The 12,448-nt window shown below is 43.3% G+C and carries 11 protein-coding genes; 1 reads left to right on the forward strand and 10 read right to left on the reverse strand.

The genetic code is table 11. The annotated features are described in order from the left end of the window. From A136_RS10800 to A136_RS10825, 6 genes are all read right to left on the reverse strand, one after another. Positions 1-254, reverse strand: a 254-nt coding sequence (locus A136_RS10800) for a CNNM domain-containing protein (protein WP_032546743.1), incomplete at its 3' end; no start/stop codon positions are given. A gap of 214 nt (positions 255-468) precedes the next feature. Beyond that, positions 469-2,031, reverse strand: a complete 1,563-nt coding sequence (locus tag A136_RS10805) for an AbgT family transporter (RefSeq protein ID WP_017059875.1) — start codon at positions 2,029-2,031, stop codon at positions 469-471. A gap of 298 nt (positions 2,032-2,329) precedes the next feature. Beyond that, on the reverse strand, positions 2,330-2,779 hold the full coding sequence (locus tag A136_RS10810) for a type IV pilus modification PilV family protein (RefSeq protein ID WP_017062783.1): 450 nt from the start codon (positions 2,777-2,779) through the stop codon (positions 2,330-2,332). After that, positions 2,769-4,073, reverse strand: coding sequence for a hypothetical protein (locus tag A136_RS10815; protein ID WP_017062784.1), 1,305 nt, complete (start codon positions 4,071-4,073; stop codon positions 2,769-2,771). Before A136_RS10815 ends, A136_RS10810 begins: the two co-directional genes overlap by 11 nt. Further along, on the reverse strand, positions 4,070-4,702 hold the full coding sequence (locus A136_RS10820; RefSeq protein ID WP_029235082.1) for a PilW family protein: 633 nt from the start codon (positions 4,700-4,702) through the stop codon (positions 4,070-4,072). The genes A136_RS10815 and A136_RS10820 overlap by 4 nt, the downstream gene beginning before the upstream one ends. Continuing rightward, positions 4,683-5,189: a GspH/FimT family pseudopilin gene (locus A136_RS10825; RefSeq protein WP_017062786.1), complete on the reverse strand. Its 507-nt coding sequence runs from the start codon at positions 5,187-5,189 to the stop codon at positions 4,683-4,685. The genes A136_RS10820 and A136_RS10825 overlap by 20 nt, the downstream gene beginning before the upstream one ends. Before the next feature lie 102 nt (positions 5,190-5,291). Between A136_RS10825 and A136_RS10830 the strand changes: the two genes are divergently transcribed. Further along, the gene (locus tag A136_RS10830) at positions 5,292-5,723 is read left to right on the forward strand and encodes a type IV pilin protein (RefSeq protein WP_017062787.1); all 432 of its coding nucleotides are present in this window, start codon (positions 5,292-5,294) and stop codon (positions 5,721-5,723) included. Between the two features lie 186 nt (positions 5,724-5,909). Here the strand turns inward: A136_RS10830 and dnaJ are convergent, their stop codons facing one another. The 4 genes from dnaJ to A136_RS10850 form a co-directional block, all read right to left on the reverse strand. Next, positions 5,910-7,058, reverse strand: coding sequence for a molecular chaperone DnaJ (gene dnaJ, locus A136_RS10835; RefSeq protein ID WP_017062788.1), 1,149 nt, complete (start codon positions 7,056-7,058; stop codon positions 5,910-5,912). A 306-nt stretch (positions 7,059-7,364) separates the two neighbouring features. Continuing rightward, positions 7,365-9,278: a molecular chaperone DnaK gene (gene dnaK, locus A136_RS10840; RefSeq protein WP_017062789.1), complete on the reverse strand. Its 1,914-nt coding sequence runs from the start codon at positions 9,276-9,278 to the stop codon at positions 7,365-7,367. A gap of 371 nt (positions 9,279-9,649) precedes the next feature. Beyond that, a complete protein-coding gene (locus A136_RS10845; protein WP_017062790.1) occupies positions 9,650-10,687 on the reverse strand; it encodes a polysaccharide lyase family 7 protein in 1,038 nt (345 codons plus the stop codon). Positions 10,688-10,942: 255 nt separating this feature from the next. After that, on the reverse strand, positions 10,943-12,217 hold the full coding sequence (locus A136_RS10850) for a dicarboxylate/amino acid:cation symporter (RefSeq protein ID WP_017062791.1): 1,275 nt from the start codon (positions 12,215-12,217) through the stop codon (positions 10,943-10,945). Positions 12,218-12,448: the final 231 nt, after the last annotated feature.

Raw genomic sequence — 12,448 nt, forward strand, 5'->3', positions numbered from 1 at the left:
AGTTGAGCGGCTAGTGGAGCCGATAGCGTCGCCTCACCCACAATCCCGCTGAGTAGGCCGATTACCGTGATACCGATTTGGATTGTAGAGAGGAAGCGGGTTGGGTTTTCTTTGAGATCAAGAGCAACCTGAGCGGAGCGGTGTTTTTCGGCTAAGCGTTTCAGCCGACTATTTTTTGCTGCTACCAATGCAATCTCAGACATGGCAAACAGACCATTTAAAACAATTAACCCTACTAAAAGCAGAATTTTCATGTGGCTTGGATTTCCTAAATTTACCGGCCAACAATTAGCCGTAATCCGGAGTATAAGCTGAGTGCCATTATTTTGAATATAAAAATTTTTGGATATAGAAAGTTTTGGATATAAAAACCTTGGATATAAAAAACGGAAAAAATAGCGAAAAAAAGCCCGCACATTTCGGTGCGGGCTTAGCAATGAATAAAGCTTAGTTTTGCTTAGTTCAATCTTACATTGTGTAAGTGTAAGGTGCTTGGATACCTAGTGGGATACCAAGAGCCCAGTAAGCTAGCAAGAAGATAGACCAACCGATTAACATCGCAATCGAGAATGGCATCATTAGAGAAGCTAGAGTACCGATACCTGTCGACTTAACATAGCGCTGACAGTAAACAACAACCAGTGGGAAGAACACCATTAGTGGAGAGATGATGTTAGACACTGAGTCACCTACACGGTAAGCCGCTTGAGATAGCTCAGGAGAGATACCCACAACCATTAGCATTGGAACTAGGATAGGACCAATCAGTGCCCACTTAGCTGAAGCAGAACCAACAAGAAGGTTAACTGCAGCCGTTAGTAGAATCATACCAACAACCGTTGCTTCACCTGGAAGGTCCATCGCTTTCAAGCCTTCAGCACCGTAAAGTGCCAGCATAGTACCGATGTTTGATTGAGCGAATGCAGATAGGAACTGAGCACAGAAGAACGACATTACAATGTATGCGCCCATCGTTGCCATCGTCTCAGACATTGCTTTGATAACATCATTACTATTCTTGAATGTACCCGCTACACGGCCGTAGACGATACCCGGAATAATAAACAGGATGAAGATCAGAGGAACGATAGACTTCATTACTGGTGCTGAGAACGCCGTTAATTCGCCTTCAGGTGAACGAAGTGCTGAGTTTTCAGGCATTAGAGCCGCGATAAGCAGACCAATACCGGCAACCATTGCCCAACCAGCGAATTTGAATGCTTTAGATTCAATGGCTGTGAACGTACCTAGATCAGGTGCTTGTTCTGCATCTTCATCTACAGGCGTATTAGCAAGACGAGGCTCGATAATTTTCTCTGTAACGTACCAACCAATTGCCACAATTAGAATTGAAGACAAACCAGTAAAGAAGATGTTCGCTAGAGGGTTGATCACATATGCAGGGTCAAGAACGTTTGCCGCTGTTTGAGTGAAACCAGCTAGTAGCGGATCAATACCTGAAGGGATAAAGTTCGCTGAGAAACCACCTGATACACCAGCAAACGCTGCTGCAATACCCGCTAGAGGGTGACGACCCGCAGCGTGGAAGATGATACCGCCAAGAGGGATTACTAGAACGTAACCTGCATCAGCTGCTGTGTGAGACACGATAGCAACCAAGATTAGCATCGGCGTTAGTAGCTTAGCTGGCGTGAAGTTAAGCATCTTCTTAAGGCCAGTCGTAATGAAGCCTGAAGAGTCTGCAACGCCAACACCTAGCATAGCAACAAGTACGATGCCTAGAGGTGCGAAGCCTGTGAACGTGGTAACCATATTCGCTAGGAAGCTAGCAAGCGCTTCACCAGTTAGTAGGTTGTTTACTTCAAGAGCAGCACCCGTTTGAGGGTTGATTAAGTCGAATGAAAGATTCGATAAAAGTGCAGATGCTACCCATACAATAACTAGAGCCCAGAAGAACAGGATTGCTGGATCTGGAATTTTGTTGCCGGCGCGTTCAATGAAGTTTAGAAAGCGGTCCATACCACTGATCTTCTCAGTCGATGGTGCTTTTTTTACGGCTTGGTTACTCATTGTAACTCCATATGTGATGTTGTTTTGTTTAGGCCTAATATAAGTTTTGACCACGGCCTATTGGTACAGCACATATTCTATTAAAGTCGTTGTTAAAAAGCACAAGATTCCACCTAATTTTCCATAAATGGAGACATATTTTGCAAAAATACCATACAACCACAACAATATAAAAACATAAAAAACACCATTCCATATACAGAGTTTTAACTAGCACGTAAACAATGTCCGAGGAGTGAAAATTATCAGTAAAAGGGGTAGCATGAGCCTTGGCATGCAGTAAACGTTTGCTTGAGGGTCAATCAAACTCACTGTATTTGGAGAGCATAGTTTCGAGGTAAATACTTTGTGCGTGGTTCATACGATCTTGCCATGCAATTGTGACAGTAATGCTTTTTAATGCGCTAGACAGAGCACCGTTTGCATTAGTCACTTCACAAGTCATGGCATAGGCAGACCCCGACAAACCGGATAAAGGATCTGAACTTGCTGTATTGAGACAATGACTCGCCTGGTTTAGTTCTGAAAAAGGAATTAAACCTACCGCCCCACTCGCATTAGACGCCCGAGTTCGATAATACTCCATCTGCCTTTCAGCAAAATGCAGCGCCTCTACGCTGTGGAGCGCAAAATCCGATTTTTGTTCAGCGTAGACCTGTAATTTAACCAGCCCTAGTGAGGCAACGCCAATCAACAGAAAAGAGATAAGAACCTCTATCAAGCTAAAACCTGAGTTCTTAGAAATCATTCCATGATCCTCGCTTCCACTTCGCTTTTAAAGGAGTGCTATGAGGGTTGTATTCACCGGTATAATCCAAATTGATTGAACCCTGAATTGTCGATAACCCACCAACGGAATCAAAGAACATCCCTCCTTTAGGGAAAAAAGAAGCAAATCCAATATAAACCGAATTACTCTGTACTAAATCAGTAATAGGAATTGTATCTGGAACTTTAGCCCACAAACCACTCAGTAGGTCGGTATCAGTATCGGGAGAGTTAGTGTTATCGAATACGGTCATATCATTTAGATGATAAAAAGCCCCGTCAAATACGCTCGCGTTACCATTCGCAACGATGCCGTCCTGAATCACTAAAGAGCGAGGCGTAATAACCCCTGGGATAGGTTCAACTACATTAATCGCAGGTGAATAAACGACGCAATCACCTATAACCCATACCTTATTCTCCCCACTTGAAAAGGCATCATTAATGGCTTTGCTACACTTATTTCCTTCATATTCACCATCAACCAAGTCAATATGCTTAGGGGGGACAACTGTCCGATCAATAAGGTCTATAACATGATAATCAAGCTTAATTTGGTCAATGTTCTCTGACGTCTTTGGCACGCCAAAATAATTAGAGAACGTATCGATATCCGGATCGAATTTGAAATCTGATTGAAAAGAGTTTGAAGGCAGCGCCCCAACGGAGTCGATGGTTGCATCATTGCTAATATTGGTGGTTTGTTGGCAAGACTCAAACGTAGAAAAAGGAGGTGACTCTGGAGTAATGGTCTTCAAACGTCCTCCTCCCTTTTGCTTATAGATAACACTATCTAAAAATCGAACCGATACACACTCGTTAATACCATCAACAGCAGTAAGAGCAATATCAGGATTAATATCGATATTGTGATCAGAAATAAATTCTAAACTCGAATTGGTTTGCATTACTCCTAATCCCGAAGCGTCTACAAAACTAATCTCTTTGTTCAGCGATAAAGACTCAGAACTCGACACCAATATATTTGGCGTGAGTGCTTCTGATCCCAACGTAACGACTTTCGACTGCTGACAATAATCCATTAAATCATTGGGAATAGCTGTCAGATCATTTTCAGCGATGTAAGTGAAGCCACACTCCAAGCCTCCTTCCGATCGCCAGTGTTCTTGTCTGCCCTGCACTTCATTCTGTGCGACTTTAATTTGATGGAATACACTGCGATACGTGCCTAATGTCACCACTAAAGCACCAATTAAAAGCACTGACGTAATCAATAACGTCACCACACCACGCTGCTTTTTAAATATCATCATTGCCAGTTCCTCTGCTTAACGGAAACCGAAACAGATTTGGAAACACCTGCGGTTGGGATTGACGCTGTAATACTGATATCAGTGAGCGTGCTCTTGATAGAATTCTGCTCCAATACTTGGGAATTAATGCTGAACTCATCAACATCAATGAGGTTGTCATCGAACAGTGAGTAACATCCAGTAACCTCATGAAATGTAGGAATTGCCTCCGATACAGTGGTGCCCTTCTCACATATTTGCAGTTTGGTTCCATTTTTTCTGTAAACGATATTTCGATGTTCTTTACTTGCGCTTGAGCCCTCTCGGAAGTAAACAAAACCAACCGCAATAGCGCCACTCACTTGGATAGTATTACTCGCACCGGATAGCTTTATGGAATCGCCGTTTGAACCATCGTAGCCTGCTCGTTGGATATCCTCTTTCATCACCTGCATGGTGCTGGTTAGATTTTGTAGCAGTAATAGCTCGATGCCTTTATCTTTGGCGATTCTCTGCCCCGTAATAAACACACTGCCAATAATAGAAATCGCGAACACACCAATCACAGAGGCCACCATCAATTCAATCAGTGATGTTCCTCGTTGCTTGTTAGGCGCTGCCACTATCGGCTTAACACGCATAATAGCCATACTGGGCGCTCGACTCGCCGCATACCTTAATTCGTCCTGGCGGGCTAGATAGCTTGATCAAAAGTCGATCAGTGGAAGTACCATTAGGGAATAGATAAATTGTCCCCCTGGAAGGCCTTCCTCTAACACTCTCAAAGCTGATTCTTGCGCCGGTGTAGTTATGGGAAAACGATAAATCTCGAAATGGTTTACCCGACAACATCAGTAACGTTTCACCAGAAAGGTCTTCAGTAGGCTTTAACCTTACAGTCCACTCTCCGGTTGATTGCACCTCATTTTTATCCATAGAGAAATGTACCCACAGATCTTGATTCCTTTTGACCGATTCAGACTTGGCCTGAATGAGAAAACCATTCAACTCTCCGGCGAGTCGCTGCATCTTGACGGTTTCAGTAACCGAACTAAAACTCGGGGCAGCCGCAGCTATCAGTATCGACAGCACCGATACCGTTACTAACAGCTCTAATAAAGTAAACCCGCGAGTCATTTCCCAAATTCCTATGTAACTCAATGCGCAACTGCATTTAATCTTGCAGCGATGCTACCACCGGAGAAGAATGTACTGGGTTATGAAAGGAAACTACTCGCGATGATTCGAAAAAATATATGCAACAGCAACAACATAAGCATGAAAGGGATGACATTGATCGAATTATTGATCGCTGTCGCCATCGTGGGGATACTCGGCGCCATTGCGTATCCAAGTTATACCAACCATGTTATCAAGGCACATCGAGTTACAGCGATGGCCGACTTAACCAAGATGCAACTGGAGATAGAAACTCTATACACAGGGAACTATGCGTCGGCAGCGGAGAATATTATTTCAGGAGGGACATGCTTGTTTTGCGATACCGATACTAGCCGATACACGCTAGCGATCTCTGCGAGTAGCACCACCTATTCAATTCAAGCGGAACCGCTTTCGCAGCAAGTAAATGATGAATGTTTTGACTCGAATACCGATAAGTTGGAATTGCACCACTCGGGCATTTCGGAGCCAGAAACGTGTTGGAAGTAACAAGAGCAACCACCAAAGGGCTCTAGAATTTATCTGATAAATCTCGACTCTTTCTTCTCGAGCTTCTTTTTCCCTGATCTACAGATACAAAAAAGCCTGCTAAACGAGCAGGCTTTTCCAACTTTATCAATAACTTAAATCATTAAAAACTCAAGGCATCAATAACCTAAGACATCAATAAATTGATTACTTAGTTAGGTCATCGAAGAAGTTTTTAACGCCGCTAAAGAAACCTTCAGACTTTGGCTTATGCTTGCTTGCCGCTTCACCACCACAGGTTTCTTCGAATTCACGCAGTAATTCTTTCTGGCGAGCGCTTAGCTTAACTGGAGTCTCAACCACTAGCTTAACGATTAGATCACCCACACCGCCACCACGAACGCCTTTCACGCCCTTGCCACGCATACGGAACATACGGCCCGTTTGTGTCTCTTCTGGTACCTTAAGGTTTACACGACCATCCAGTGTTGGAACTTCAACTTCACCGCCTAGAGCAGCCATAGAGAAGCTTACTGGTACTTCGCAGTAAAGGTTGTTGCCGTCACGTTCGAAGATGTTGTGCTCTTTTACGTGTACTTGTACGTACAGATCGCCAGCTGGAGCGCCGTGCTCTCCCGCTTCGCCTTCGCCTGATAGACGAATACGATCGCCAGTATCAACACCAGCAGGGATCTTAACGTTAAGTGTTTTCGTCTTCTGTTTGCGACCTTGACCATGACATGAGTTACATGGGTCTTTGATGATCTTGCCTTTACCGTTACAAGTAGGACAAGTCTGTTGAACCGCAAAGAAACCTTGGCGCATTTGTACCTGGCCGTGGCCATGACAAGTACCACACGTTTGTGCAGAAGAACCCGCTTTCGCGCCGCTGCCGTCACAAGTATCACACTCTACAAGTGTTGGTACTTCGATTTCTTTAGAAACACCACGAACCGCTTCTTCTAGAGAAAGCTCCATGTTGTAACGTAAATCTGAACCACGTTGTGCACGCGCTTGGCCACCACCACGACGACCGCCGCCGAAGATATCGCCAAATACATCACCGAAAATATCGCCGAAATCACCTTGACCACCGCCGCCGAAACCGCCGCCGCCGCCCATACCGCCTTGTTCAAAAGCGGCATGACCGTATTGGTCATAAGCTGCTTTCTTTTGTGGATCGGTCAGGATCTCGTACGCTACTTTTACTTCTTTAAACTTCTCTGGCGCAGTATCGTCACCTTGGTTACGATCCGGGTGAAACTTCATCGCTAAGCGTTTGTACGCTTTTTTAATATCGCGCTCTGATGCATCGCGGCTTACGCCTAATACTTCGTAAAAATCACGTTTTGACATGTTCTAGGTCACCAAAATAATTGCTACTACCGAATGATCACTTCAGTAGTCTGTGTATCAATCTAGATAAAAGTTCTGTCGGCTGAAATACCGAATAAAGCTATTATCTAGATAGACAAGTCTAAATACAAATTTACGGGCGTGAGAGTTACCTCTGACGCCCGTATATTTAGAAATCGAAAAACGACTTTTTCTAAGCTAAAACACGTCAGTTCAAGGAGAAGGCACGGACTTTCTTAACCAACCAAAAGGTAAGTGTAAGTGAGTACCTTCGACGCAGAAATCACGTGTTATAGCGACGAAAAATTATTTTTTGTCGTCTTTAACTTCTTCAAACTCCGCGTCAACAACATCGTCGTCTTGCTTAGATTGTTCACCAGCGTCAGCACCTGCTTGTTCAGCTTGAGCTTTCTGTTGAGCAATTTCCATTAGCTTTTGAGCAGCTTGCATAAGTTCTTGAACTTTAGCGTCGATAGCTTCTTTGTCGTTACCAGACTTAACTTCTTCTAGTGCCGTGATAGCCGCTTCGATCTTCTCTTTCTCGTCAGCAGGTAGAGCTTCACCAGCTTCTTCTACTTGCTTCTTAGTGCCGTGGATCATTTGGTCAGCTTGGTTACGTGTAGTAACTAACTCTTCGAACTTTTTGTCCGCTTCTTTGTTAGCTTCTGCTTCTTGTACCATCGCTTCGATCTCTTCCTCAGACAAACCGCCTGATGCTTGGATAGTGATCTTTTGCTCTTTACCTGTTGCTTTATCTTTAGCAGATACGTTCAGGATACCATCAGCATCTAGGTCGAATGTTACTTCGATTTGTGGCATGCCACGTGGTGCTGGTTGGATACCTTCTAGGTTGAACTGACCAAGAGACTTGTTGTAAGTCGCTTGTTTACGCTCACCTTGAAGAACGTGAATAGTTACTGCGTTTTGGTTGTCTTCAGCTGTAGAGAACACTTGATCCGCTTTAGTAGGGATAGTTGTGTTTTTCTCGATAAGCTTAGTCATTACGCCACCCATCGTTTCGATACCGAAAGATAGAGGAGTAACGTCTAGTAGTAGAACGTCTTTAACGTCACCAGCTAGTACACCACCTTGAACAGCAGCACCCATTGCAACAGCTTCGTCAGGGTTCACGTCTTTACGTGGCTCTTTACCGAAGAATTCAGTTACTTTAGCTTGAACCATAGGCATACGAGTCTGACCACCAACTAGGATAACGTCAGTGATTTCGCCTACAGATAGGTCAGCATCTGCTAGAGCTACTTTTAGTGGCTCAAGAGAACGTTGAACTAGGTCTTCAACTAGAGACTCAAGCTTCGCACGAGTCACTTTGATGTTCATGTGCTTAGGACCAGTCGCATCAGCAGTAACGTAAGGTAGGTTTACGTCAGTTTGAGTAGTAGAAGAAAGCTCGATTTTCGCTTTTTCTGCTGCTTCTTTAACACGCTGCATTGCTAGTGGATCAGCTTTAAGGTCGATACCTTGCTCTTTCTTGAACTCATCTACTAGGTAGTTGATCATGCGGTTATCGAAATCTTCACCACCAAGGTGAGTGTCACCGTTAGTTGAAAGAACTTCGAAAGTCTTCTCGCCTTCTACTTCATCGATTTCGATGATAGAGATATCGAATGTACCACCACCAAGGTCGTATACAGCGATAGTGCGATCACCACCTTGCTTGTCTAGGCCGTAAGCTAGAGCAGCAGCAGTTGGTTCGTTGATGATACGTTTAACATCTAGACCAGCGATACGGCCAGCATCTTTCGTTGCTTGACGTTGAGCATCGTTGAAGTAAGCAGGAACAGTTACTACTGCGCCAGTTACTTCTTCGCCTAGGAAGTCTTCAGCTGTTTTCTTCATTTTCTTAAGAACTTCAGCAGATACTTGAGGAGCAGCCATTTTTTGGCCTTGCGCTTCAACCCATGCATCACCGTTGTCAGCCTTAACAATGTTGAAAGGCATGATTTCGATATCGCGTTGAACTTCTTCATCTTCAAAACGACGACCGATTAGACGCTTGATAGCGAACAGTGTGTTTTGAGGGTTAGTAACAGCTTGACGTTTTGCAGGTTGACCAACTAGCGTTTCGCCTTCTGTGTATGCGATTACTGATGCTGTTGTGCGTTCGCCTTCAGCATTTTCAATTACGCGTGGTTTGTCGCCGTCAAGAACAGCAACACAAGAGTTAGTAGTACCTAAATCAATACCAATGATTTTACCCATCAGGCCATCTCCGAAATATTTTCTATTAAGTTTTTGCTATACCCACATATGTGGGGGTGGTAATCAGGGAATCAACCCTAATACACAAAATTAAAGTGCAAATGTAATTTGCTTTCGTATGCACCATAGATAAGGGCTGCAAACTGGTTTTCAAGGGAAAAAGTAAAAAAAATCTGATTTTTTCCCTATCTTTCTGCTTAAGAAGAAAAAGTAGCTCATCCCTTACGGTTTAAGGCGCCAAAGTTGACACATTCATGCGTTCACCTTCAGCAATAAAATAGTCGCCCTATTCTATTTCACATAAAAAAAGACCTTCACTAGGAAGGTCTTTTTCAAATAACGCTTGTTCAGTTAGTTAAGGATTCGCAATATTATTGATTGAGAATTAACTGGTAGAAGCTCGCTTGTGTGTAGTCACCCGCTTCCATACCACGCCACTCACATGCCGAACTCGACTTCTTAGTGTTACATTGATTGTATGCACCCGCTTTGAAGTACATCCAATCTTGACCATAGCCAAGATCAACGTCGTGTCCTTGATATTTACCTTTCGCCAGATCAACATCATATGTCTTCACAATTGGATCCGACGAGTTTGGATTCTTAGTAAACGTCAAGTGCATGATGTTATCTTTAATATTTACATCATATGAAAAAACTTCACCTAACTTAATGCCATCGCTAGGGTCAGAACTGCCCTTTTTCAAATTGTATTGACCAAATACATCATGGCGAATGTCTTTACGAAGTTTCTTTCCATTTTCATCTTTCGCGTTTTTCAATTCTTTCGGCGGGTTGAGCTCGTAGTTCCATGTTAATGAACCATGCTCATGCTCTGGTAGTTTACGGTAAACAATTTTAAGAGGTTCATTGTCCGAGCCGTGAATTTGCCCGATGACGACTGAAAATGCGCCTGTTTTATTGTAGTTACCACTGGTACTCACCTGATCAACAGAAAGTGTTGCCGTCATCTGGCCACCGATAGAGCCAAACTCTTCCGCGTTCTTATGGCTTGAAATCGCGAAGTTGTTGCTCGGCGCAGAGTAGCTATCCGCTAGCATCGCTCTTAGCTCACTACGCGTGTTTTTACTGTTTGGCGTCGTTGGAGCTGTATTCGGAGCCACAAACACCATCGCACCAGACTCGGCATCCGTGTAGAACCATTTAGGGTGAACGTAAGGCGTGTCTACATTCGACAGTTCCTTTTTACCAATCTCCAGCGTTTTGCCTTTTCTAGACCCTTCAGTCGTCAGCTCCGGTAAGTTAATTTTCCATTTAGATAAATCGAAGTTTTGTGCTGGTGCTTTTGCAGGGTCAAGATTGAACTGTTGACCAATATCGTGATTAGAAGCAAGAGCGGGAGCAGCTAAAAGGCTGGCAGTCAGTAGGCTAAGGTAAGACAGCTTCATTATTGGGTTTCCTTTATGTCGTCATAATGTAGGTTGTCAGAACAATAAAATAATATTGTATTATTATATGTGATCTATATTAAAGATTGAAAACTGATGGCCAATTCGGCACGAGTAAAAAGAAAAAATGAGACTTAACACCAATCAAAGATCTTTTTAGCTAAGTTATCAGATAACCCAAAGCACTTATCATCAGAAACAAAAAACCCCGCTCTCATTGAGCGGGGCTTCTAATTATCGAATCTTAATTAAGAATTATGCTTCTGCTTTCTTTAGCTCAGCTTCTTCGTTAGCTTCAACGCCGATTTCGTTTTCAGATTTCGCTACGATAGTGTTAACCGCAGTATCACCAACAACGTTAGAAGAAGTACAGAACATGTCACAGATACGGTCAACAGCAGCAACAATCGCTAGACCTTCTGGTGGCAAACCTAGTTGGTGCAATAGAACACCGACCATAACCACACCACCACCAGGAACACCACCAGCACCGATAGAAAGTAGCAAGATAGTTAGACCTAGAGTAAAGATATCAGCAGTGTTGATTGGCTGACCGAATGCGTTTGCTACGAACATAGTTGCTAGTGCGATGTAGATAGATACACCAGACATGTTCATTGTTGCACCTAGTGGTACACCGAAACCTGCCACTGACTTAGATACGTTTAGTTTGTCAGTAAGAGTACGCATTGTTACTGGGATTGTTGCGTTCGAACTTGCTGTAGATAGTGAGAATAGAACTTGCTCACGAGTTGCACGTAGGAACTGCTTTGGAGAAATACCAGTGAATGAACCAACCATCATTGGATAGAAGAAGAAAATCCAGAACACAAGCATTGCAACCACAAGCGCCACATAGCCAGCAACTGACATTAGCGTGTCTGCATCCAGTGTTGCGCCCAGTTGAATCATCAGAGCAAATACACCGTAAGGCGCCAAGCTCATTACTAGGCCGATAAGCTTCATCATGATTTCGTTAGCCATCTTGAATGTCTTGATAGCTGGGCCACCACGAGAATCAAGCGCTTGAATAGCAAGACCTGTCAAAATTGCCATGAAGATGATTTGCAGCATGTCGCCGCTTGCGAACGCTTCTACAGGGTTGCTAGGAACGATGTTAACAACAAGAGAGAAGATATCTGGTGTTTCAGTTGTTGTAAGCGCAATTGTCTCAGAAACCGTACCCGCAAGGTTCGCACCTGCACCTGGTTGGAAAATAAGACCAATCGTTAGCGCTGCTGAAATCGCGATGATGGTGTTAATAATGTAAAGACCAAAGGTTTTACCACCAAGACGACCGAATGAACGAATATCTTTTAGCTCAACGATACCGCAAACAATAGATACGTATACAAGAGGTACTACAAGCAACTTGATAAGTGATACGAACATACCACCAGCACCTTCAGCTGCGCCGAGTAGGTACGTATCAAAAATAGCAATGCCGCTGAATAGGTACTGAATAGCAGTACCAATAATAAGGCCGGCAAACAAGCCTACAAAAATCTTACTTGAGAGCGATTTATCCATCGTTCTTCTCCAGTTTGTTGTGTTTAAAAATTGTACTTTTATAGTTATATATGCGACCCAAATCGCTATATTGCAGTGGATTTTACATACAAAGGTAACAATTAAAAGCATTTATTTACAAAAACATTACAAGTGTGACATCAAAACATTTCTTCATTAACAACCAGTTTCATAATATAAAACTCTAAATTACTGTTCTGGATAAAATAAAAAGAACGACATTCTTAATGC

This window comes from Vibrio crassostreae 9ZC13 (genome assembly GCF_000272045.2).
In the GTDB taxonomy this organism is placed as follows: Bacteria; Pseudomonadota; Gammaproteobacteria; order Enterobacterales; family Vibrionaceae; genus Vibrio; species Vibrio crassostreae_C.

Coding starts and splice junctions, on each gene's coding strand:
- A136_RS10850 (WP_017062791.1), bottom strand. CDS start 12,217: ATGGATAAATCGCTCTCAAGTAAGATTTTTGTAGGCTTGTTTGCCGGC.
- A136_RS10825 (WP_017062786.1), bottom strand. CDS start 5,189: ATGACTCGCGGGTTTACTTTATTAGAGCTGTTAGTAACGGTATCGGTG.
- A136_RS10845 (WP_017062790.1), bottom strand. CDS start 10,687: ATGAAGCTGTCTTACCTTAGCCTACTGACTGCCAGCCTTTTAGCTGCT.
- dnaK (WP_017062789.1), bottom strand. CDS start 9,278: ATGGGTAAAATCATTGGTATTGATTTAGGTACTACTAACTCTTGTGTT.
- A136_RS10810 (WP_017062783.1), bottom strand. CDS start 2,779: ATGATTTCTAAGAACTCAGGTTTTAGCTTGATAGAGGTTCTTATCTCT.
- A136_RS10805 (WP_017059875.1), bottom strand. CDS start 2,031: ATGAGTAACCAAGCCGTAAAAAAAGCACCATCGACTGAGAAGATCAGT.
- A136_RS10815 (WP_017062784.1), bottom strand. CDS start 4,073: ATGATGATATTTAAAAAGCAGCGTGGTGTGGTGACGTTATTGATTACG.
- dnaJ (WP_017062788.1), bottom strand. CDS start 7,058: ATGTCAAAACGTGATTTTTACGAAGTATTAGGCGTAAGCCGCGATGCA.
- A136_RS10820 (WP_029235082.1), bottom strand. CDS start 4,702: ATGGCTATTATGCGTGTTAAGCCGATAGTGGCAGCGCCTAACAAGCAA.
- A136_RS10830 (WP_017062787.1), top strand. CDS start 5,292: ATGATTCGAAAAAATATATGCAACAGCAACAACATAAGCATGAAAGGG.